This is a genomic window from Devosia sp. (assembly GCF_040509215.1).
Taxonomy (GTDB): domain Bacteria; phylum Pseudomonadota; class Alphaproteobacteria; order Rhizobiales; family Devosiaceae; genus Devosia.
In genome coordinates this window covers 12255-34918 of the sequence record NZ_JBEVLL010000252.1, presented here as the reverse complement: position 1 = coordinate 34918, position 22664 = coordinate 12255, and the positions used below count along the sequence as shown (strand labels likewise).

The following is a 22664-nucleotide window of genomic DNA, read 5'->3' as shown; positions in this document are numbered from 1 at the left end:
GGCGCCATAAAACCGCGCCCGGCAAATCTGGATCAACCGACCCCAGGCGTGTAGCGGGCCAGTGCCTTGATCACCTGCTTTGCCGTTATCCGTCCGATCTGCCGACCATCCTCATCGACAACACCCACCCATTGATGCTCAGCGAAAAGCGGCAGCACGTCTTCGCACCGGGCGTCTTTGGAAACCGACGCTTCGCAGGGCTCGTGTTCGCCCTTCTCCATGATGGAACGTACATGGATGGCGCGCGCCTTGTTCACCTCGCGCACGAATTCCTCGATGTGCTCATTGGCCGGGCGAAGCACGATGTCTTCGGGCTTGCCGACCTGCTGCACGGCGCCATCCTTGAGAACAGCGATGCGGTCGCCGATCTTGAGCGCCTCGTCGAAGTCGTGGGTGATGAAGAGGATGGTCTTGCCCAGCGTCTTCTGTAACTCGATCAACTGGTCCTGCATGCCTGATCGGATGAGCGGATCGAGCGCCGAAAAAGCCTCGTCCATCAAGATGATCTCGGTGTCGAGTGCCAGCGCCCTGGCGAGCCCGACACGCTGCTGTTGGCCGCCCGAGAGTTGTCGCGGGCGTGACTGCTCATAGCCGGCGAGGCCCACGGTCTCTATCCATTTGGCGGCGGTTTTCAGCCGTTCCGCCTTGCCGACCCCACGCACCTCAAGGCCATAGGCCACATTGTCGATGACTGACCGGTGCGGCATGAGCCCAAACTTCTGGAACACCATGGCGACTTGCGTGCGCCGATATGTCCGAAGCTGGTCGAGACTCATCTTCAGCACATCGGTACCGTTGACGACGATCTCGCCCGAGGTTGGCTCGATCAGCCTGTTGACGTGGCGGATAAGTGTCGACTTGCCCGAGCCGGACAACCCCATGACCACGAAGATCTGGCCTTTGGCGATATCGAGCGAGACATTGTCGAGGCCGACGACGTGATTGGTTTCGGCTTGCACTTCGGCCTTGGACTTGCCGGACTGCAGCAGGGCGAGCGCGCCTTCGGGATTGTCGCCAAATATCTTGGTGACGTTGCGCATTGCGATTGCCAAGTCGTCTGTTTCGGCCGGGCTTGGCTTCATTTCTAGCATGGCGTTCATTTAACGAGCCTCCGCGAGACCAATTCGGCCCTGCAATTGTTTGCCGAAAGACTGAGTGACGCGATCGAAGATGATGGCGAGAGCAACGATGCCGAGACCGGCAAAGAGCCCGCGGCTCACCTCGAGCCGACCGATGCCCTGCAACACCTGGTAGCCGAGGCCACCTGCCCCGATCATGGAGGCGATGACCACCATGGCGAGTGCCATCATCGTCGTCTGGTTGATACCCGCGAGAATCGTTGGCAGCGCGAGGGGGATCTGGACGCCGAGAAGGCGCTGGCGGGGATTGGTGCCGAAGGCGCGGCTTGCCTCCATGACCGCCGGATCGACCGAGCGCAGGCCGAGATCGGTAAGGCGCACCAGAGGCGGCGCGGCATAGACGATGGTGGCGATAAGCGCCGGGATCTTGCCCGGGCCAAAGATCATCACCGTGGGGATGAGGTAGACGAAGCTTGGCAGCGTCTGCATCAGGTCGAGCACAGGCGTCACGATGTTACGCACATGGGTTGACCGGCTCATCCATACTCCCACCGGGATGGAAACCAGAATGGCGGTGATGGTCGCCGAGATCATCAGGGCCATGGTGGTCATGGCATCCTTCCAGAGATCCATCACGCCCAGGAACAGGAGCGAGAAAAGGATAATCAGGGGCAGCTTCCAGTTGCGGGTGGCCAGCCAGCCGATACCCACGAGAATGGCCATGATCAGCCACCAGGGCGTTGCAATGAGCAGGTCCTCAATGGCCTTGAGCAGCATCAGCAGCGGATAGGCCGCCGCCTCAAATTCATCGCCCCAGTTGCGCACGACCCAGTTGAGGCCATCGTCGATGGCCCGGCGCAGCGGGCGGGTGTCGATCAGTTCGGGAAACACGTCGTTCTCTTTTCAAGATTGGACGCGCGATGCCGGAACGCGTTCCTCAGCGCATTCGGGCATCACGCGGAAGGTGGCCGGGTCGCAACCCCGCCACTTCGAATTTTGCTAGGGGATGAAGATCAGCTCAGGTTGGCCTTGACCTTTTCGACGACTTCGGCCGGAACCCAGGTTGACCAGAGCTCTTCCTTGGTTTTGAGGAAGTTCTGCGCCGTGGCTGCAGCATCGGCCTGGTTTTCCTCGCCGTAGACCAGCAGTTCACTGATCTCGGCATTGGTGAGACCGACCTTGGAGAAGTAGTCCGCAACAGCGGGCGCATCTTCCTGAAGCCAGGCTGCCGCACCGACGACGGCGGGCGAAGATGGGTAGGCCGTTACGCCGGCAGGGGAGTCGCAGTCAGGATCGGTATTGCACGCGTAGACGTCAGGCTGGGTCTCGCCGAGATCGAGCTGCACGGCATCGTACTTGCCAAGGATTGCGGTCGGGCCCCAATAGTAGAAAAGGATCGGCTCTTCGCGTGTGAAGGCACGCGCAATGGAAGCGTCCAGAGCCCCGCCCGAGCCCGGCGAGAAGAGGTTCCAGGTCGCGTCCATATCGAGCGCTTCGAACAGAGCCGAGGTCGACAATTCACAGGCCCAGCCCGGCGGACAAGAGTATAGGCGGCCCTTACCGGATTCTTCAGGGTCGGCGAAGAGATCAGGACGGGCGATGACCGCTTCGGCACTGGTCAAATCGGGATGGGCTTCCTGCACATAGCGCGGAATGAACCAACCCTCGACGGTGCCGTCGGTGATGGCATCGGAAAGCTGCACCACATCGCCGGCAGCGACGCCTTCGGCCCAGGGCTCTTCGATGGCACTGGTCCAGAGTTCAGGCGCGACGGCAGGAGTGCCTCGGGTCAGCATGGACGACGATGTGGGAACTGTGTCGCCAGTCACAATCTCGACGTCGCAGCCAAAGCCGGTTTCGAGAATGGTGGCGTGAATATGGGCCAGGGCAGCAGCGGACGGCCAGGTCATTTCGGCAATATCGATCGTGCGATCGGTGCCACAAGAGGACGCAGTGTCGTCCTGCGCCAAAGCATTTGGGGTGGTGAAGGAGAAAAGGGCGAGCGTCATCGCGGCGGCAATGCCACCGGACTTATAAATCATCGGATCTGCTCCAGCAGTTTATGGATGCGCGGACCGTAGAAAAGACAGATCATCCTGTCAAATCGATCATTATTTGATCAATATAACTAAAACGTACGAATGATAATTTGCGCGCAACGACAAACCATCTTGCATATCAAGTCTACTTTTTGGAGCCTTCTTCACGTTGAATGCGAAATAGAATTTCGGACAACTCGTGCAGTAAGTAGAAAATATTTCTCGCATCGACAAGATCAACGATCTGGCCCGGATTTCGGCGCTTTTTTGCCCCAATGCAGCTTGAGGAGGCGCGGCGTCGATTTCTTCGCTGGCGTCGCAAGCGACAAAAACATCTGATCCAGACGTTCTGAGGCGAGGGTCTATTGACCGACCATCCGGTGCGCGCATCGGCTATCGAAACGACCGATTGGTCGACCGTAGGAACAGAAGGCCTCCATCGTTCAACTCCGCCCTCTGGGTCTATTGGCCGTAGTACTCCGCCAGGGCCTCCATTGCTTCAGGTTCCAATCGATGCGGCCCCTCCTCGAGGGCATCCTCGATGACCTTGGCCATGATGTCGGCATGCGCCCCGCCCCGCTCCGCGCCGAACTTCTGAAACAGCTCCAACTGCCGCTGCAGGTAGTCGGCGGATTGGCCGGCAAGACGCGGAAAGTCGACCCGGGCCGTTGCGCCGTGGCACCGTTCGCACGCGGGAATGTCGCGCGACACTATCCCCTCAAGCGCAATGGTCCTGCCGAGATCGCTTCCTCCCGAGGGAGGCAACGACCTGGAGAGGCCGTAGAGATCGGCCAGCTCGGCGATCTGCTCATTGGTGAGCTGTCGCGCAGCGGCCATCATCGTTCCGCTGGGTCGGCTGCCATCTCGAAATGCGGTCAAAGCGTTGGCTAGGTATTGCGGGCTCTGGATATCGAGGCGCGGAAAGGCCCCATCGCGCCCCTGCCGTTCCTCGCCATGGCACGAGGCGCAGGAGCCGGGTTCGGCGCCTCCGTGGGCAAGCTGGGAATAGGTGTCGGCGTCCATGGCAGGCAACCGCCGGAGGAAGGCGACCATGTCCCAGACTTCGTCGTCGCGCATCTCGGTGGGCCAAGCCGGCATGGCCGTGTGGCGAATGCCGTATTTGACGGTCTGGAAGAGCCGCGCGTCGGGGCGCCAGTAGGTGAGCTGGGGTGGAGCCGGTGACAAATCCTGCGCCAATTGTGCTGCGGGCGCTTCAGGGCTGCCATGGCAGGCGGCGCAGACGAGCTGGTAGTGTCCCGCGCCGCGCATGACCATTTTAGGGTCGTCCAGATCCGGCACGGGGGTCATGGCCGAACGCAGGGCTATGGACTGGCGGGCGGCCAACTGGTTGTACCAATCCACGAGCCCCTTGCTGCCCGAATGAACCGCATGATCGACCAGGCCCGTGAGGGGAATGGCCAGGACAAACAACACACCCGCGGCGGCGCTGGCGATGAAAGGACCGAGCCGCTTCATGACGGCACCGGCCGCTTGAGCGCCCGGCCGACAAGAGCCAGCCCGCCGACAAGGTAGATGATGCCGCCAATGGCCAGCATGATCACACCACCAACCTGCTGATCGGCCATTTCGCTGAGGCCGAATGGATTATCGTGCGCGTGGCCAGGATAGACGGGCCTCGGGGCAAGGCCGATCAGGGCACCGAGAAGGGTCATATGCATGGACGTGAAAAAGAGCGTCAATGCGCCGGCAAGCGCAGCGCTGTCCCTCCGCCCGCGCGGAGCCGCAAGCGCCAGCACCCAGACCAGCAGCGCAGCGAAAGCAAATGACGCCTGCTCATAGGCGAGGGCCCAGCCGGAGGTTCGCGAAGCGTGGTGCAGAACCGGCGTGTGCCAGCCCCAGACGATGACGAGGTCAATCAGGCTCACCGCGATAGGCAGGGCCAGTTGCGAGCGGAGCCAAGGATGGTCTGCAACCATGGGCGCAAGGCCCGCGGCCAGAATGGGAACGGCGATGCCGACCACACCCATGTGGAGCGCCATGTGCGCGGTGAAGCTGTCAGGCACGAGGCGGGGCAGCGGACCGGCCCAGGCGAGGATGAGCAGCACCAGCCCCAATCCCGTGAGGAGGCGCGGGCTCATCGGCAGCTCTCGAGATAGAGCATGGGAATGGTGACATAAATAACGGCTACCGCCGAAAGCACGCAGAGCATCAGGGCGACGTGGCTGAGGAAGCGATGCCTTTCCTCGGGAGTGTTGTGCTCGTATTCGAAGTCGTCGTCCGTGAGGCTTCGGTCATGTACGCGCCAAAGGCGAATACTCGACCACAATATGCCAGCCAGAGCGAGGATGGTCGCGGCGATGACCAGAAGCCGGATATCGGACAGCGGCGCATCCCGGCCCAGCTTTTGGCAATAGATGGCGGCGGAGACGTAGCAGACGAGGAAATGCAGCGCCCAGATGCTGGGGGAGATGATGACGCTCCACAGATCGGTTCCCGATCCGGTTTCGCGCCTGACTTCTGCTGTGACGGGATCTTCCTTGCTCATGTCAGATACGGAAAGCCTCCGATGACCACGGCCGTCAGCACACCGCTGAACGCGGCAAAGTGCCAGAACAGCGTGATGTTCCAGAGATCGGCGTCATGAGTGGGCGTCGTCTTGCCGTAGAGAAGGCGCGCGAAACCGTAGCCCTGCATCAGCATGCCGGTCGCCAGATGCGCGAGAATCCAGATGACGAGCGCCCAGACGATCGCCGGATAGGCATGCGCCGTCGGATCGAGGCCTGTCGTCCAGGGTCCCGCCATCAAGGCCAGACCACCGCCAAGGGCAGCCAAAGCGCCGAGCACAAGAAGAAGCCGGGCAAGCACTGGCTGGCCACCCGAATTGACGAGCCGCGCGCCCAGCGTCAACGCCCAGGCAAGGAGGATGAGCACGCCAGCAATTGCCGGCCAGAACCAGCCTGGCCCGAACATGCCCGGCGGCGGGAAATCAGGGTGGATGGTCCAAAAGAAAAAGTAGCCGAACAACAGCGCGAGGAAGGCCGTCAGGTCGCCGGTCATGGTGATGAACATGGCCCACCAGCCGGTCGACTTGTAACCTGAAACATAGAGGGGCAGGCGCTTGCCGCCGCCGATGTCCTTGGTTTTCTTCTCGGGGATTTCGGCAGTGCCGGTCCAGAGCCAGCGGAGCACCGCGCCGAGGAAGACGACGGCCCCCAGCCCCATAAGCAGCCACCACTTGAAGGTCATGAAGATGAAGACGCCGCCAAGGCCGGCCGCGGCGATCATCGGCAGCCAGCTCGGTGTGCCAACGCGCAGAACCTGGATCGGCTGGGCGTCGAGAACGCTGGTGACCAGGGTTTCGCGCCGCCCTTCCTTGGCGTCGGCCAGCAGGCCTTCACCCTCGTCGATCTTGCGCAGGAAATCCTTGTCGTCCCAGAGCGGGTAGCGGCTATTGACCTCGGGGATGGAGCGCATGCCCCAGGTATTGCCGAAGCTTGCGGCCCATTCGAGCGTACCGGCATTCCACATATTGCGCGGCACCTGTGGTTGGTGGCCCTTGGGGCGAACACAATCCCAAACGAGAAGCAAAAAGCCGGCCGCGAAGATGAAGGCGCCAACGGTCGAGATCATGTTGAGCTCGGTCCAGCCGCGGTCGGCACCATATGTGAAGACACGCCGGGGCATGCCAAGCATGCCGGTCAGGTGCATCGGCAGGAAGGCCATGTTGAACCCGACCAGCATCAGCCAGAACGACCAGATGCCATAGGCTCGGGACAGGTTCTTGCCCATGATCAGCGGGTAATAGTAGCAGATGCCGGCCATGACCGGGAAAAGCATGCCGCCGATCAGGGTGTAGTGTAGGTGCGCGACGATGAAATAGGTGTCGTGGACCTGAAAATCGAACGGCGCCACGGCGACCATAACGCCGGTTAGACCGCCTATGATGAACACAGCCAGCGCGCCAAGGCAGAAGAGCATGGGCACGCTGCGCACGACCGAGCCCAGCATGACCGTGGCGATGAAGGCGAAGATCTGGATGCCGGTGGGGATGGCTACGGCTTCCGAGGCGGCAGAGAAGAACCCCAGCGACACCGATGGCAGGCCGGTGGTGAACATGTGGTGCACCCAGAGCCCGAAGCTCAGGAACCCCGTTCCCAGCGCCGAGAGCACGATCCAAGAATAGCCGGTGATTTCCCGCTGCGCGAAGGTAGGCACGATCATGGCGAGCAGCGCAATCGCGGGTAGGAAGATGATGTAAACCTCAGGGTGCCCGAAAATCCAGAACAGGTGCTGCCAGAGGATCGGGTCGCCGCCGCGGGTCACGTCGAAAAAGGGCCAGTCGAGCAGACGCTCAAGTTCGAACAGAATGTCGCCGGCAATGAGAGGCGGAAAGGCGAACAGGATCATGCCGCCCACCACCAGCACATACCAGCCATAGAGCGGGGTGAGGTTGATGTGCATGCCGGGCGCCCGGCATTTCAGGACACCCACGATCAGCTCCACCGCCGCCGCTATGGAGGCCACTTCGATGAAGGAAAGACCCAGCAGCCAGATATCGGCGCCTATGCCGCTCTGCTCGGTCGAGAGCGGGGGATACATAAACCAGCCTGCATCGGGCGCGGCATTGAAGAAGATGGAGCCGCAAACGAAGACGCCGCCGATGAGGTAGCACCAGAAGCCGAAGGCTGAGAGCCGCGGAAATGGCAGGTCTCGTGCGCCCAACATGCCCGGCAGGATCAGGATCGCCACCGCCTCGAAGATCGGAACGGCGAAGAGGAACATCATCACCGTGCCATGGAGGGTAAAGGCCTGGCTGTAGAATTCGGAGGTGACCAGCGTGCTGTCGGGCACGAAAAGCTGCATGCGGATGATCAGTGCCAGTGCGCCGCCAAAGAGCATGAAGGCGAAGGCCGCGGCAAAGTACCAAAGGCCGACGATGGAATTGTTGACGTCGGACAGCGCGCGCCACCCCCTGGGATTGTCCCAGACTTTTGCCAGTTGTGCGGTTTCAGCGCGCTTGTCGGTCATTTGAGGTCCAGAAGGTAGGTGACAAGGGCGTCGCGCTCGGTCGCTTCAAGGCTCGCATAACCGGGCATGCGCACGTCGGGCTTGTGGTGGTTGGGGTCTATCAGCCAGCTTTGGAGGCTCGCTTCGTCGATGGGGAGAGTGCCCGCTGCCATGGTCCGGCGGCTGGCGAAATGGGTCAGGTCTGGCCCGACGGCCCCGCCGGCGCTGGTGCCGCGCACGGCATGGCAGGCGCCGCAGCCTGCCGAAACGAAAAGGGCGTGCCCTTCGCGCTCCTCGACGCTTGCGGCTTCGCCGGCCAGCCAGGTATCGAATTCGGCCGGCTCGTGCACCACGACCGGAAAGGCCATCAGGGCGTGGGAGGGCCCACAGAACTCGGCGCAGACGCCCCGATAAACACCCGTCTCCGTGGGCTTCAGGCGCCAGAGATTGGTGCGGCCGGGAATGACGTCCATCTTGCCGCCTAGATTGGGAATCCAGAACGAGTGAATGACATCGGTGGAGGTGAGCACGAATTCGGCGGTCTGCCCGGCGGGCAGGTGCAGCTCGTTCGCAGTGTTCACCAGCGAACCGTCTGGCAGTTCATAGGCCACGCGCCACCAATATTGTTCGGCGGTGACATGGACGCGCAGATCAGGGCTTTCCGAACGCACCCAATCGGGCAGTAGCGCCAAGCCAAAGATCAGCAGCGCGGCCAAAGTGACGGTGGGAAAGGCAACGCCGCCAACGAGAATGAAGCGGTCGGCAAAGCGCTCGGTTTTGGGGCGTTTCTTGCCCAGGACCGCATAGACGGTGATGCCCATGACAATGAGCCAGATGACCACCGTTCCGGCGGCCATGACCCAGAATAGATTGGCTATTGCCGCGGCATCCTCGCCAGCGGGATGGAGCATGCTCTGTTCTGAAACACAGCCGGCGAGAAAAGGCGCGCAGACGAGCAGCGCAAAACGATAGACGAAAGAGAAACGACGCTGCCCCTGTTGCATGCACCCCCGCAAATCAACTCAGGGTGGAACGCCAATGCCTTAGGCGAGTTCCATGGAAATGGTACCAAGGGAGAAAAGCATGTCGTCACCGAGCGGATACTCCCGCGTGCAGATCATTTTGCACTGGACCATAGCAGCGCTGATCCTGATGCAATTGACCGTAAACTCCGACATGCAGCAGGCCTTTGCGCAACGCCTTGGCAGCACCACGATGCCGGAAAATGCCGGTGCAACGTTTCATGCGGTTGTCGGCATTTCGGTGCTGGCGCTTGCCATCCTGCGCCTAGGCATCCGACATTTTCACGGCGTGCCGCTGCCGCCCAAAGGCAATCACCCGCTGCTGAACCTTCTCGGCCATGCCACGCATCTGCTGCTCTACGGTTTCCTTTTCTTTATGCCGATCAGCGGCGCCATCGCCTGGTTCGGCGGCTTCGAGACGGCCGGCGTCTTGCACGAGCTTGGGCGTTTCATTCTCATCCCCGCCATACTCCTCCACATCGGCGGGGCCGTCGTGGAGGAGCTGGTGCTGGGAAACCGCGTCATCAAACGCATGGTCAGGGCGAAATCGCCCTGAGCGTCGTCAGTCAGGCAAGGCATAGGCGATGAAATAATCGCCGATCGGTGTCTCCATGAAGTCATGGCCACCGGCATTGATGACGACGATCTGCTTGCCCCCTGCCTCATAGGTCATTGGGGTTGCCTGTCCCCCGGCGGGCAGCTCGACCTGCCAAAGCTCTTCGCCGGTTGCCGTATCGACCGCCCGGAAGAGATCGTCCGTCGCGGCGCCGATGAAGAACAGGCCCGATGCGGTCACGACACCCCCACCATTGTTGGGCGTACCGATATCGACGGGCAGCATCGAGGGAATGCCGAAGGGACCATTCTTACGGGCAGAGCCGAAGGGCCGATCCCACAGGAATTCGCGCGTGTTGAGATCGATGGCGGCAATGCCACCATAGGGCGGCTGCTTGCAGAGCAGACCGGTGAAGGGCACGCGCCAGCCTGCATTAACGCGAATGCCATAGGGCGATTCCGCCTGCGGGCTGATCGAGCCGTGCGAACCCGAACCGGCGGCCGGGTCGTAACTGGGGTCGTTGATCGAGACAACGCCCATGGCATCGACCTCTTCGCGCTCCACCAGCTGATTGTAGTTCGGCATGTTGTTGTAGTTAGCGATCAGAACGCCATTCACCGGGTCCACCGCGATGCCGCCCCAGTCCGTACCGCCATTGTAGCCAGGAAACTGAATCCAGGGCCGGTCAACCGTCGGCGGCGTGTAGACGCCATCATAAACCGCCTGACGGAACTGGATGCGGCACCAGAGTTGGTCGAGGGGCGTCGCGCCCCACATCTGCGTTTCCGTGAGTTCGGGTTTCAGGAGATTGGGGAAGTCGGTCACATAGGGCTGGGTCGGCGACAGGCGTTCCGGCTCGACACCGCCGCCCGGAGCCGGACGTTCCTCGATATTGACCAGCGGTTCACCCGTGGCGCGGTTGAGAATGTAGAATTGCGCTTGCTTCGACGGCATGATGATCGCGGGGACTGGCCCTTCTGGCGTCGGAAAATCAACAAGGGTCCCCTGCCCGCCAAGGTCGTAGTCCCAGACATCGTAGTGCACCGTCTGGTAGTCCCAGGCCACCGCGCCCGTTTCGACATCAAGCGCCACCACGGCAGTCGAGTAAGTGTTTTCAGCCTCCGACCGGTCGCCGCCCCAATAATCGACAGCCGAATTGCCCATGGGGATGTAGACGAGGCCAAGCTCATCGTCCCCGGAGGCGATGGTCCAGCTATTCGGCGTGCCTTCGGTATAGATCTCGCCTTCGGGCGGCAGGCCGGTTTCACCTGGCCGTCCCATGTCCCAGGCCCATTCCAATTCGCCTGTTACCGCGTTGAACCCGCGGATCACGCCTGAAGGCGCGCTGCGCTCCTGATTGTCGCTAACCTGGCTGCCCACCACCAGCACGTCGCGCACGAGCGTCGGTGGCGAGGTCGGTGCGTAAAAGCCCGGAGCAACATCGCCAATGCCTGCCATGAGATTGACCATGCCGGCATTGCCGAAGTCCGGGCAGAGCTGGCCGGTCTCGGTATCAAGCGCAATCATGCGGGCGTCATGGGTCAGGTTCACGACGCGGGTCGCGCAGAGTTCACCTTGCTCCGCCGTTGGATCCTCGAAATAGACGAGGCCGCGGCAGGAGGCATTGTAGCCCAGCGCGTCGGTGGAAACTTCGGGATCGAAGGTCCAGAACTGGCTTCCGGTGGCCGCGTCTAGAGCAAAAATCTTGTTCATCGCCGAGCAGAGGTAGAGGCGATCCCCGACCTTGACCGGCGTGTTCTGATTACCGAAGGGCTCGTCATTCTGGGGAAGATCGCCGGTGCGGAATTCCCAGATTTTCTCAAGACCAGCCACGTTTTCCTTGGTGATCTGGTCCAGTGGGGAATAGCGCAAGGCTCGATGCGTGCCGCCATAGGCAGGCCAGTCGGCGCCGGTTTCAAGCGCCACGTAGTTCGGTTGCAGTGCCTCTGCCGGCCCTGGCTGCGGTGCTTCGTTTGCGAGTGCAGGCGATGGCGCCGCTTCAGCGGGCTCTTCCGCTTCTTGGGCGTAGGACGTTTCGACACCCCGATTGGCAATGCCAACAATGCCGAGGCCGCCCGCCACAACCAGCCCTGCGGCCATTGCCTGACCGAACCGCCTGACCGAGCCCCCGAGCATCGGTATGGTGCTCAGCACCAGGATCAGCATGACAGTTGGCGCGATCAGGCGCGGCACCTGCGCCCAGCCGTCGAGCCCGGCCTCCCAGAATGCCCAAATCACGGTAGCCGCGTAGGTCAGCGCATAGATCCAGACCGCGGTCATGCTCCGCTGCAGGAGAAACCAGGCTGTGAGGAGAAGACCGATGCCGGCCGGCAGGTAGTACCAGGAGCCGCCGAGGGTGATGAGCCAGATGCCGCCTGCGGCAATCGGCAGGCCGAAAACCAGCAGCACAACGCCGACGAACATGGTCCACCAGAACCCAGGTCCCCGGCCCCTTCCTACGACAACACCACGCCCGTTCATGCGACCCTCCGCTTGGTTATCGAAGGGCAACGTCACAGGTCGGCCACAGTTCCGGTGCGAGGAAGGCGCCCTCGCCCCGGAACTGTCTCAACTGGGTATGCTTGAGAGACTACGCCTCGACCTTCGCCGTCGGTGCGGCCTTCGCGCCGGTCATGAAGGCCACCGCGTCCGACATCGTATAGTCCTTGGGATCGATGACGCAGAGCCGGCGGCCGAGACGATGCACGTGGATGCGGTCGGCCACTTCGAAGACGTGCGGCATATTGTGGCTGATGAGGATGATCGGGATGCCGCGCGCGCGAACATCCTGGATCAGTTCCAGCACCCTTCGGGATTCCTTGACGCCCAGGGCTGCGGTCGGTTCGTCGAGGATGATGACCTTTGATCCGAATGCCGCGGCTCGCGCCACGGCAACGCCTTGCCGCTGCCCACCGGACAGCGTTTCAACCGCCTGATTGATATTCTGGATCGTCATCAAGCCAAGGTCGGAAAGCTTTTCTCGCGCGATCCGCTCCATGGCCGGGCGATCAAGCTGGCGCATCACCTTGCCCATGAAGCCGGGCTTCCTGAGTTCGCGCCCCATGAACAGGTTGTCGGCTATCGAGAGGGCCGGCGACATGGCGAGCGTCTGGTAGACCGTCTCGACACCGGCTTGGCGGGCCGCGATGGGGGACGAGAAGCTGACCTGGCGATCCTCCAGGAACATCTCGCCGCTATCGGGCTGGATGGCGCCGGACAGCACCTTGATGAGCGAGGTCTTTCCCGCGCCGTTGTCGCCGATCACCGCCAGGATTTCGCCGGGCATGAGATCGAAGTCGCAATTGTCGAGGGCAGTGACCTTGCCATAGCGTTTGTTGAGGCCACGGGCATAAAGAACCGGTTGCATCACGCAGACACCTTTCTGATCCACTGGTCGACTGCCACGGCGGCGATGATGAGAACGCCGATGAGGAGGTAGGTCCACTGCGCGTCGGCCCCGAGAAGGCGAAGCCCGAGCGAGAAGACGCCAACGATGAGCGCGCCGAACAGCATGCCCATGATTGAGCCGCGACCGCCAAAGAGCGAGATGCCACCGATAACCACGGCCGTGATGCTCTCGATATTGGCCGTCTGGCCAGATGTCGGCGACACTGAGCCAATACGGCCGATGAGAACCCAGCCGGCAAAGGCGCAGATGAGGCCCGACAACATATAGACAGAGATCAGCACGGCCCGCGTGTTGACGCCCGCGAGCTTGGCCGCTTCAGCATCATCACCGACCGCATAGACGTGTCGGCCCCACGCTGTGTGCCTGAGCACATAGGCCAGCACCAGAACGATGGCGATGAAGGCAATGACGCCATAGGTGAACACCGCCCCCGCCACCGAAAACGACTGCCCAAAAAATTGCAGCAGCGGCGCCTGAGTTTCGATCTCCTGGGCGCGGATGGTTTCGTTGCCGGAATAGAGGAAATTGGAGGCGAGTGCGATCTGCCAGACGCCCAGCGTCACGATGAAGGGGGGCAGTTTTACCCGCGCGATCAGCCAGCCATTGACGAAGCCGACGAAGGTACCGAGCACAAGGCCACAGGCGATAGCGACAGCCGGCGGCATGCCGAGGCGGAAGGTGAACTGGCCCATCACCACCGAACTCAGCACCATGATGGCGCCGACCGAAAGATCGATGCCCGCCGTCAGGATGACCAATGACTGCGCAGCTCCAACGATGCCGACAATAGCAACCTGTTGCAGGATCAGCGTCAACGCAAAGGATGAGAAGAACTTGCCGCCCAGAAGGGCACCAAAGACCACGATCGAGAGCACCAGCACGATGAGGGGCACGAGCGCGGGATTGCTGTGAAGGGCGTGTTGCAAGCGCGAGAGCAGCGTTATCTGCTGTTCGAAACTCGCAATCGACTCGCCGCGACGCGCGAGGCCCGTTTCGGCCTCGGTTGGATTGGTCATTGGGTCTCTCCTCGCCCGAATTCCCTTTTGGTGCAGGGCGGCCTCCACCGCCCCGCACCAACTATATCTGCGATACTATCAGCCCCAGCAGAGGTTGGCGCCCTCAGCCGTATCGACGGAGTCGACGCCATCGACGGGCTGGTCGGTCACGAGCTTCACGCCGGTATCGAAGAAGTCCTTGCCTTCGGTCGGGGTCGGTTTGGTGCCGCTATCTGCCCAGGCCTTGATCGCCTCGACGCCAAGCGCCGCCATCTGCAGCGGATATTGCTGCGAGGTGGCGCCGATCACGCCGTCCTTCACATTGGCAACGCCGGGGCAGCCGCCGTCGACGGAGACGATGGTGACATCTTTTTCACGGCCGATGGATTTCAGCGCTTCATAGGCGCCGGCGGCCGAGGGTTCGTTGATGGTGTAAACGACATTGATCATGGGGTCCTTGGCGAGAAGGTTTTCCATGGCCTTGCGGCCGCCTTCCTCGTTGCCCGCAGTCACGTCATGACCGACGATGCGCGGATCGCTTTCGTCGCCCCACTTGTTGGGATCTCCCAACTCGATGCCGAAGCCCGAGAGGAAACCCTGGTCGCGCAACACGTCGACGCTGGGCTGGCTAACGGCGAGGTCAAGCATGGCGATCTTGGCATTGGCAGCTTCCGCGCCGAGCTTGCCGGCTGCCCATTTGCCGATCAGTTCACCGGCGAGGAAATTGTCGGTCGCAAAGGTCGCATCGGCCGAGTCGACCGGGTTGAGCGGCGTATCGAGCGCGATCACGAGGAGACCGGCATCGCGTGCCTTCTGAACCGACTGCACGATGGCCGAAGTGTCGGAGGCAGCGATGAGAATGCCCTTGGCTCCATCGGCGATGCAGGTTTCGATGGCGGCAACCTGGGTTTCATGATCGCCGTCGATCTTGCCGGCGAAGGCCTTGAGCGTCACTCCCAGTTCCTGCGCCTTGGCTTCGGCGCCTTCCTTCATCTTGACGAAGAAGGGATTGGTGTCGGTCTTGGTGATGAGGCAGGCGCTGACGGCATCCTGCGCAAAGGCAGCAGACGACATGACGGCAAGGCTCAGTGCCGTGCCAATAAGCAGCTTCTTCACGGATTTCTCTCCCTTGAACCGGCCCCTGCCAAAGCGGCTCCTCCACAGGCTGGAGGCCAGTTGCATGTGTTTTCACCCTTCCATCGTTGCGCGCCGCGCATCGGCCGTCAATATATAAATCTCATTTATTTATTTATTCGATCCGCGCTATCTTCCGCTTGAGGATACGTCCCACTATGGTGCCCGCCATGACTACGGCAAATATCAGAAGCGTTAGCAGCGGGGTCAATCAAAGCGGTGTTCGGGACCATAACGAACGGCTGCTGCTGACCCTTTTGCAGCGTCATGGCGCGCTTGCCGGCAGCGATCTGGCACGCCTCGCCAACCTTTCGCCGCAGACGGTTTCGATCATTCTTCGCGAGATGGAGGCCGAGGGCCTGCTTGCCCGGGGTGCTCCGGTGAAAGGCAAGGTCGGCAAACCGTCTGTGCCGATGAGCCTGGCCGAAGGCGGTGTGCTTTCCATTGGCTGCAAGATCGGACGACGCAGCGCGGTGCTGCTGCTGGCCGACTTCTGCGGCACGGTGCGCCAGCAATTGCAGATCACCTATGCCTACCCCCTCCCCGAGCGCATTTTTTCCTTTGTGCGAGAGGGCCTTTCGCAAATTCTGGCATCCTGCTCGCCCGACGAGCGACGGCGCATCTGCGGCATCGGCATCGGCGTGCCGTTCGAACTGTGGAAATGGAACGAGCTGGTCGGCGCGCCGGCAGAGGAGTTTTCCCTCTGGAAGGACGTCGATTTCGTCACTGAACTGGCCGATTTTACCGACCTGCCGGTTAGCTTGGTCAACGACGCGACGGCCGGCTGCCAAGCCGAACACGTCTATGGCCGCGGCAAGGAATTTCGCGACTACGCCTACTTTTTCGTCGGTGCTTTTATCGGCGGCGGCATCGTGCTCAACAACACAGTTTATCAGGGTCATCGCGGCAATGCCGGCGCCCTCGGCTCGTTGCGCAGCTTTGGTCCGCAGGGCGAAAGTCAGCAATTGATCGACGTTGCCTCAATCCATTTGCTGGAAACGAGGTTGATCGAAAATGGCCATGACGCGGCTGAGCTATGGACGCTGCCGCAAGACTGGAGCCGCTTCGCGCGCTTTGTTGAGCCCTGGATTGGTAGGACTGCGCAGGAGTTGGCGCGTGCAAGTCTATCTGTCTGTGCCGTCATAGATTTCGAGGCTATCCTCATAGACGGAGCGTTCCCCGATCAGGTCAAACTCGAATTGGTTGAGCGCACGCGGCGGTATCTGATCAACCAGGATATGCGCGGCCTCATCGCGCCGCGGGTGGAAGTCGCTACTGTCGGATTTAACGCCAGGGCCCTGGGCGCCGCAGCGAGTCCGCTGTTTGATCGATATTTCTTGAACGGCAATATCCGCCTCTCGGCGTGATTTTGGCTGATAACACTGGCTGGATTTGCGGTTCCTTGACGTTAGCAGACTGTTAGCATCGAGAGGGTCGGGTGGCGTTTGCGTTTAGAAGGCAACGCGCTCGCCGGTGCGCGCTGAACGGTATGCGGATTCGGCAATTCTGGTCAGCCAGATCGAGGTTTCGAGATGCTCGGGATCTTCGGGGGCGCCGGCAATAATTTCGATGAACTGATCGAGGGTGGCGGGCAGTGCTGCGGCTTGCTCCTGCTCAAGCCAGCTATCCGTGCCGGCTTTTCGGAGCAGGACGCGATGGTCGGCCGGCCCGACGACGATTGAGCCGTCTGTTCCGGCGATTTCGATGGCATAGCCGAAGAAGCCGGCGACGAAACTGGTTTCGGCAACAGCAAGCACGCCATCGGGATAAGCGAGGATGCTGACCGTGTTGTCTTCGACACCTACATTGGAAACCTCTGTCAACAGGGTCTGGATGCTGAGCGGGCGGGTGCCGTGGAGGTACATGCCGAGGTAGAAGCCGTGGGCGCCGAGATCGATGATGGCGCCACCGCCGGCTTCGGCGGCGTTGAAGAAGTGCGCTGGAATCCAGGGCGTGCCGACGGCGCCGTGGTGAGCGTAGCGGATGCGGCTGCTGGTGACCGTGCCGATGGCGCCGGCGTCGAGCAGGACTTTTATGGTCTGGATCGGGGCTTCGCGGAGACGCTGGAGCGACACTCGGAGGACGAGGCCGTTCGCACGGGCCTTTTCGACGAGGTGTTCCGCGTCGGCGGTTTCGAGCGCCAACACTTTTTCGGTGAAGACGTGTTTGCCCGCATCGAGCGCGGCGCCGATGACGGCCGGGTGCTCGACCGTGGCGGTATCGACGACGACGGCAGAAATGTCGTCCCGCGCGAGGACATTCGCAAGGTCCGGCTCGAAGGGAAGGTCATGCTCGGCGGCGAAGGTTTTGCCGCGGTCGGTATTGCTGTCCCAGACGACCACAATTTCGGCCTGCGGATTGGCGCGGCTATCCTGCAGGTGGTGGATGGCGTGGACGTGCCATGTGCCGAGGAGGGCAAGCTTGATCGTCATTTTCGTCACCTCAAGCGGAGCGCCGAAGCGTTGGCGTCGAGGAGACGAGCTGGCGCGTATAGTCGTTGTCCGGGGCGGAGAAGATGCGGCTCGATGGACCGCGCTCCACCACGCGTCCGTGCTGCATCACCAATGCCTCGTCGGTCATGTGACGGATGACGGCCAAATCGTGCGAAACAATGACCAGCGCCAGATTGCGCTCGGCGCGAAGGCGCATCAGCAGGTTGAGGATTTGCGCCTGGGCAGAAATGTCCAGTGACGAGGTCGGCTCATCGGCCACCAGCACCTGCGGCTGGCAGGCGAGCGCGCGGGCAATGCCGACGCGCTGGCACTGGCCACCGCTGAGGCCGCCGGGGCGCCGGTCCATGGCCTGCAAGGGAAGACCGACATCGTCTAGGAGATCGCCAGCAGCCTCAAGCGCGGCACGGCCATGCAGGCCCTGCCAGCGCGCGATGACTTCGGCCACGATCTGGCGCGGCGTGCGCCAGGGCGTGAGAGCCCCGTACGGGTCCTGAAAGATCATCTGCACGGCGCCGCGCAGGGGATCATTGGCCCTGATGTCTTGCCAGCTTTTGCCTTTGACGAGAACGGTGCCTTCGGTTGGCAACTGCGCGCCGACGAGGATGCGACCGAGCGTCGACTTGCCGCTACCGCTCTCGCCGACGATGCCGATGGCGGCACCGGCAGCAATGTCGATGTCGAGCGGATGGACGGCCGGCGCCTTGGCATTGTGGTAGGTCATGCCGATGGCTTCCGCACGGATGATCGGCTCGGGCTGACGGGGACGCAGCAGCACCGGCAGTTCGGGACGGTGCAGTTCGCCGGTTTCGCGGTCGAGGACGGCCAGCGGTGTACCGACCGGGGCCAGTTCGGGACGGGCTGCGAGGAGTGCCTTGGTGTAGCTGTGAGCAGGGTCGCCCAGCACCTTGGTGGTGGCGCCTTTTTCGACCAGCTCGCCGCCGCGCATGACGGCGACGCTTTCCGAGACCATGCCGACGACCGCAAGATCGTGGGCGATCATGAGAAGGCTCATGCCGGTTTCCTTGCGCAAATCGCCAAGGAGTTTCAGCACGTCTTTCTGCACGGTGACATCGAGGGCAGTGGTCGGTTCGTCGGCCACGATCAGTTCGGGGCGGCCGGCAAGGGCGAGAGCGATCATCAGGCGCTGGCGCATGCCGCCCGAAAGCTCATGCGGGTAGTTTTCCAACAGAGCCGCTGGGCGCGGCAGGCGGACCTGATCGAGCAATTCGAGCGAACGCAGGCGAATGTCGGCGCCGGGGTCGAGTTCGGCGATGGTTTCAGCCAATTGGCCGCCGATGCGCATGACGGGATCAAGGCTTGAGAGGGAGGCCTGCGGCACCAGCGCCACCATGCGGCCGCGCAACTTGCGCCACTCCTTGCCATTGGCATTGACCAGATCCTGGCCATCAAAGGTTGCGGTGCCGGAATTGACCTTGCCCCCGATGCGCGACAGGAGGCCCGTCAGCACGCGGGCGGTGACGGTCTTGCCCGAGCCGGACTCGCCGACGAGAGCCAGCGCGCCGCCGCGGGGGATATCGAAGCTGACGTCGCGGATGACCTGGCGGCCGGCGAGCAGCACACCGAGATTGCGGACTTCGACGAGATTATCGGACGTGCTCATGATCACCGCCTGTTATCGAGGAGGGAGTCAGCGATGAAGCTGAGGGAGAGGCCGGTGAGCGCCAGAACGGCGCCGGGCATGACCGTGATCCACCACGCATTTCGCAGGAACCCGCGGCCCTCATACATGATCGAGCCCCATTCGGGCGCCGGGGGCTGCACCCCTGCCCCGAGGAACGGCAGCGAGGCGAGGATCACTACGACGAGCACGACGTCGCCGATGGCATAGGCGAGCGTGATGCGGCTGACGCCGGGCGTGATGTGGCGCATGACGATGCTGAACGGATTAAGACCGGCGACGCGCGAAGCGACGACGAAATCGGCGTTGCGCAGGGCGAGAGCCTGACCGCGGGCGAGACGGGCATAGACGGCCCACTGCACGCACATCAGGGCGATTAGCGCCGCAGGAAGGCCAGCCGGTGCGAAACCCCATGGCTTATCCGACCCCACGGCCACAACGAGGGCCAGGAGTAGAATGATCAGCGGAAAGGCGATGACGGCATCGACAATGCGCATGAGGATCGTGTCGGCCCAACGGTGCTTCGTGGCGCCGGCCAGGGTGCCGAGCGTCGTGCCGACGATGACGGCGAAACCAGTGGTGAAGGCCGCAGCGATGAGATCGACGCTGCCACCGGCAAAGGTGCGCACGAAAATGTCGCGACCAACCGAGTCAGTGCCGAAGGGGTGGGCCCAGCTCGGCGCCATGAAGGGCATGTTGACGAAGTCGTTGGGCGAATAGGGCGAGAGGATCGGGACGAAAATGCACATGGCGACGATGGTGCCGAACATGACGATGCCGACGAGGCGGCTGACATGGGTGCCGACAAGGGCACGGAGCCAGCCCTGGGCCAGGAACGGCCGGGGAAGCGTAGCAGTGGTCATGATGCACTCCGGGCGCGCGGGTCGACCAGCGGATAGATGAGTTCGGCAAGGAGGTTGCCGACGATGACGGCGCAGGCTGACATCAGGGCGATGCCCTGGATGACCGGATAATCGCGCCGGGCGACGGCCTTGGTCATTTCCGAGCCGATGCCGGGGAGGCCGAACACGGCTTCCACGATGATGGCGCCGGTGAGCAGCGAGCCAAAGCTGATGCCGAGAAGGGTGATCACCGGCAGGACCGAATTGGGAAGGATATGGCGGAAGTTGAGCGCCGACTTCGAGAGGCCGCGCGACAGTGCCGCTTCCATATAGAGCTGCTGGCTCGATTCAATCGCGGCCTGACGCACCGTACGGGCAATGATTGGGCCGAGGTGCCCCGAGAGCGCAATGCCGGGCAGGACGAGGAAGGGGAAATTCTCCGGATAAGACCCGGCCCAACCGCCGGCCGGCAACCAGCCGAGCTGGATCGAAAAGACCAGGGTCAGCAACAAGCCGATGAGGAAGGTGGGGGTCGCATAGAGCAGCATGACAATGGTGCGGACGGTCAGGTCGACACCCTTGTAGGGGCTCAACGCCGCGGCGAGACCGAGGCTGATGCCGACCAGGGTCGAAAGCAGCATGCCCACCGCGACGATGGAAAGAGTGGTGGGCAGCGCTCCGGCAATGATGCCGGAGACGCTGTCACCCCGCTGCACCGCCGACTGTCCTAAATCGCCCTGGAGGAGCCCGGCGACATAGTCAAAGAACTGCTGGACGGGAGGTACGTCCAGGTGCAGCGCCGTGCGCAGGGCGGCTTCCGCCGCTGCGCTGGGTTCGCTCCCGAGGATGGTGGTAAACGGATCCCCGGGAATGAGACGGACGAGCAGGAAAACGAGGACAATCACGCTGGCTAGCGTAAGCAGCGATTGTCCCGCCTTGCCGGCTGCCTGTCCCCATCCTGCTCGTAATGTCACTGGTCGAGGCCTCCCACCACGATGCCGGTGCCCACGAGGGACACGGTGCCTTCGGGAAGGCTGGTGGCAGCGCCACGCACCCAAGGGGCAAGGATGGTATAGGGACGATCTTCGGCAAAGAGAGTGCCGATTTGGGCCGCCGCAGCAGCGCGGTCTTCGCCGCTCGACTGGTTGACCTTGGCGATCAGCGCATCCATGGCTTCGGAATTGTAGCCGGTGAATTCGGCCTTGAGCGAACCGGTGCCGAGAAGCGCATTGCCAAGCAGGTGGTCGGGGATGTTGGCGGCGGAGGCCATGGCGCCGGGCACCATGTCGTAGTCGCCGGCGCGGAGACGCTGGATCAGGGTCGATGCGTCGAGACGCTCGAGCTGGACGTCGATGCCGATATCCTTGAGCTGGTTCTGCACGATCAGGGCCAACTGGCTCGAGAAGGCGAATTCCTGATCCGAATACATCAGGCGGACCTGGCAACCCGAAGCGCATTCGGTTTCAGCAAGGTAAGCCTTGGCGGCATCGAGATCGCGGGAGGTCGACTGGCTCGCGTCGTAATAGGCCATGCTCGGGGGCCAGAAGCCGGCGAGCGGCTGATTGGTATCGCCCCAGATCGATCGGACGATGACTTCGCGATCGAGCGCTGCCGAAACCGCGTTGCGCATATTGGGATCAGCGAAGACGCCGCTCTGGTTCCACATGCGAAGGTCATAAAAACCATAAACCGGCACGGAGCTGATGGTCAGGCCCGGCGCGCCCTGGAGCTGGAGCATGAAGCTTGGGGGAAGATCGCCGGCATAGTCCACCTGGCCACTCTGGAGTTGGCCGACGGCGCTGTTGGCGTCTTCGATAACCGTGAGGGTCAGATTGGCAATCGCCGGCTGGGCGCCGCCGCCGTAGTTCTCGTTGGCAACGAGTTCGAGCTTGTTGGAGGCCCAGGTGGAGGCGATCTTGTAGGGGCCGGAGGTCACGGGATTGAGGAAGAATTCCTCGCCCTTTTCGAGCCCTGCAGCGGGATAGATGCCATAGGAGCCAGCCGAGGCGAAATCGCCAAAGGACGGGAACGGACCCTTGAAGGTGAATTTCGCGGTGAGGTCGTCGGTTGCTTCGACGCCGGCAATGCGGCCCATCATGGCGCCGAGCACGCTGCCTTCGACGGCCATGTGGCGCGTGAAGGTGGCGGCAACGTCGGCGGCGGTCAGCGGCGAGCCATCCGAGAATTTGAGGCCCGGCTTGAGTGTGACGGTCGCTTCGGTGAAATCGGGGCTATATTCGATGCCCTCGGCAAGGCCTGGGACGATGGTGCCGTCGATCTGCTGGGCGAGCAGCGTGCCGTTCATCAGGCTGAAGGCGGCGCGGTCGGTTGCTGTGACGGTCTTTGTCGGGTCAAAGCTCTGGGCCGGAGCCGGCAGCGACACCGTGGCCTGTTCGACCGCTTCGGCGGCCTGGCTGGCACTGACAAAACCGGTGGCGAGCAGCGCCGATGCGGCAATGCCGAGCATCAGTCTCTTGGTCGTGTTCATAAAAATCCTCCTCATTGCGGCCACCGGGTCTCCGTCCCAA

The 22664-nt window shown here is 62.3% G+C and carries 19 protein-coding genes; 2 read left to right on the top strand and 17 right to left on the bottom strand.

The window, feature by feature from the left end; translation table 11 throughout:
- Positions 1 to 32 precede the first annotated feature (32 nt).
- The 8 genes from ABW043_RS14205 to coxB all read right to left on the bottom strand — a co-directional run bounded on the left by ABW043_RS14205 (position 33) and on the right by coxB (position 8997).
- Positions 33 to 1100, bottom strand: a complete 1068-nt coding sequence (locus tag ABW043_RS14205; RefSeq protein WP_353921861.1) for a quaternary amine ABC transporter ATP-binding protein — start codon at positions 1098 to 1100, stop codon at positions 33 to 35.
- Positions 1101 to 1970 carry an ABC transporter permease gene (locus ABW043_RS14200; protein WP_353921860.1) on the bottom strand — a complete coding sequence of 290 codons (870 nt, stop codon included), beginning with the start codon at positions 1968 to 1970 and terminating at the stop codon, positions 1101 to 1103.
- 122 nt (positions 1971 to 2092) lie between these two features.
- On the bottom strand, positions 2093 to 3121 hold the full coding sequence (locus ABW043_RS14195) for a glycine betaine ABC transporter substrate-binding protein (protein WP_353921859.1): 1029 nt from the start codon (positions 3119 to 3121) through the stop codon (positions 2093 to 2095).
- 459 nt (positions 3122 to 3580) lie between these two features.
- A complete protein-coding gene (locus tag ABW043_RS14190; RefSeq protein WP_353921858.1) occupies positions 3581 to 4594 on the bottom strand; it encodes a c-type cytochrome in 1014 nt (337 codons plus the stop codon).
- Positions 4591 to 5217 carry a cytochrome c oxidase assembly protein gene (locus ABW043_RS14185; protein ID WP_353921857.1) on the bottom strand — a complete coding sequence of 209 codons (627 nt, stop codon included), beginning with the start codon at positions 5215 to 5217 and terminating at the stop codon, positions 4591 to 4593. Before ABW043_RS14185 ends, ABW043_RS14190 begins: the two co-directional genes overlap by 4 nt.
- Entirely contained in the window at positions 5214 to 5624 is a 411-nt protein-coding gene (locus tag ABW043_RS14180) for a hypothetical protein (RefSeq protein WP_353921856.1), read from the bottom strand. The genes ABW043_RS14185 and ABW043_RS14180 overlap by 4 nt, the downstream gene beginning before the upstream one ends.
- A complete protein-coding gene (locus ABW043_RS14175) occupies positions 5621 to 8107 on the bottom strand; it encodes a cbb3-type cytochrome c oxidase subunit I (RefSeq protein WP_353921855.1) in 2487 nt (828 codons plus the stop codon). Before ABW043_RS14175 ends, ABW043_RS14180 begins: the two co-directional genes overlap by 4 nt.
- A complete protein-coding gene (coxB, locus tag ABW043_RS14170) occupies positions 8104 to 8997 on the bottom strand; it encodes a cytochrome c oxidase subunit II (RefSeq protein ID WP_353921854.1) in 894 nt (297 codons plus the stop codon). The genes ABW043_RS14175 and coxB overlap by 4 nt, the downstream gene beginning before the upstream one ends.
- A 172-nt stretch (positions 8998 to 9169) precedes the next feature.
- On the opposite strand from coxB, the gene ABW043_RS14165 reads away from it, so the two are divergent.
- Entirely contained in the window at positions 9170 to 9664 is a 495-nt protein-coding gene (locus ABW043_RS14165) for a cytochrome b (RefSeq protein ID WP_353921853.1), read from the top strand.
- A gap of 6 nt (positions 9665 to 9670) precedes the next feature.
- Here ABW043_RS14165 and ABW043_RS14160 read toward each other — a convergent pair whose 3' ends face one another.
- From ABW043_RS14160 to ABW043_RS14145, 4 genes are all read right to left on the bottom strand, one after another.
- On the bottom strand, positions 9671 to 12145 hold the full coding sequence (locus ABW043_RS14160) for a membrane-bound PQQ-dependent dehydrogenase, glucose/quinate/shikimate family (protein WP_353921852.1): 2475 nt from the start codon (positions 12143 to 12145) through the stop codon (positions 9671 to 9673).
- A gap of 109 nt (positions 12146 to 12254) precedes the next feature.
- Positions 12255 to 13031, bottom strand: coding sequence for an ATP-binding cassette domain-containing protein (locus tag ABW043_RS14155; protein WP_353921851.1), 777 nt, complete (start codon positions 13029 to 13031; stop codon positions 12255 to 12257).
- A complete protein-coding gene (locus ABW043_RS14150; RefSeq protein ID WP_353921850.1) occupies positions 13031 to 14089 on the bottom strand; it encodes an ABC transporter permease in 1059 nt (352 codons plus the stop codon). Before ABW043_RS14150 ends, ABW043_RS14155 begins: the two co-directional genes overlap by 1 nt.
- Before the next feature lie 78 nt (positions 14090 to 14167).
- Positions 14168 to 15142, bottom strand: coding sequence for a sugar ABC transporter substrate-binding protein (locus ABW043_RS14145; RefSeq protein WP_353921862.1), 975 nt, complete (start codon positions 15140 to 15142; stop codon positions 14168 to 14170).
- A 128-nt stretch (positions 15143 to 15270) separates the two neighbouring features.
- Here ABW043_RS14145 and ABW043_RS14140 point away from each other — a divergent pair, with 128 nt between their 5' ends.
- On the top strand, positions 15271 to 16569 hold the full coding sequence (locus ABW043_RS14140; protein WP_353921849.1) for an ROK family transcriptional regulator: 1299 nt from the start codon (positions 15271 to 15273) through the stop codon (positions 16567 to 16569).
- Positions 16570 to 16653: 84 nt separating this feature from the next.
- On the opposite strand, the gene ABW043_RS14135 is transcribed toward ABW043_RS14140, so the two are convergent.
- Genes ABW043_RS14135 through ABW043_RS14115 form a run of 5 tightly spaced genes read right to left on the bottom strand, consistent with a single transcriptional unit; the run spans position 16654 to position 22624 of the window.
- The gene (locus tag ABW043_RS14135; RefSeq protein ID WP_353921848.1) at positions 16654 to 17634 is read right to left on the bottom strand and encodes a Gfo/Idh/MocA family protein; all 981 of its coding nucleotides are present in this window, start codon (positions 17632 to 17634) and stop codon (positions 16654 to 16656) included.
- A gap of 10 nt (positions 17635 to 17644) precedes the next feature.
- On the bottom strand, positions 17645 to 19276 hold the full coding sequence (locus ABW043_RS14130) for a dipeptide ABC transporter ATP-binding protein (RefSeq protein ID WP_353921847.1): 1632 nt from the start codon (positions 19274 to 19276) through the stop codon (positions 17645 to 17647).
- 2 nt (positions 19277 to 19278) lie between these two features.
- Positions 19279 to 20157, bottom strand: coding sequence for an ABC transporter permease (locus ABW043_RS14125; protein WP_353921846.1), 879 nt, complete (start codon positions 20155 to 20157; stop codon positions 19279 to 19281).
- The gene (locus ABW043_RS14120) at positions 20154 to 21110 is read right to left on the bottom strand and encodes an ABC transporter permease (protein ID WP_353921845.1); all 957 of its coding nucleotides are present in this window, start codon (positions 21108 to 21110) and stop codon (positions 20154 to 20156) included. The genes ABW043_RS14125 and ABW043_RS14120 overlap by 4 nt, the downstream gene beginning before the upstream one ends.
- Complete coding sequence (locus ABW043_RS14115) at positions 21107 to 22624, bottom strand: ABC transporter substrate-binding protein (RefSeq protein WP_353921844.1); 1518 nt, start codon at positions 22622 to 22624, stop codon at positions 21107 to 21109. The genes ABW043_RS14120 and ABW043_RS14115 overlap by 4 nt, the downstream gene beginning before the upstream one ends.
- Positions 22625 to 22664 lie beyond the last annotated feature (40 nt).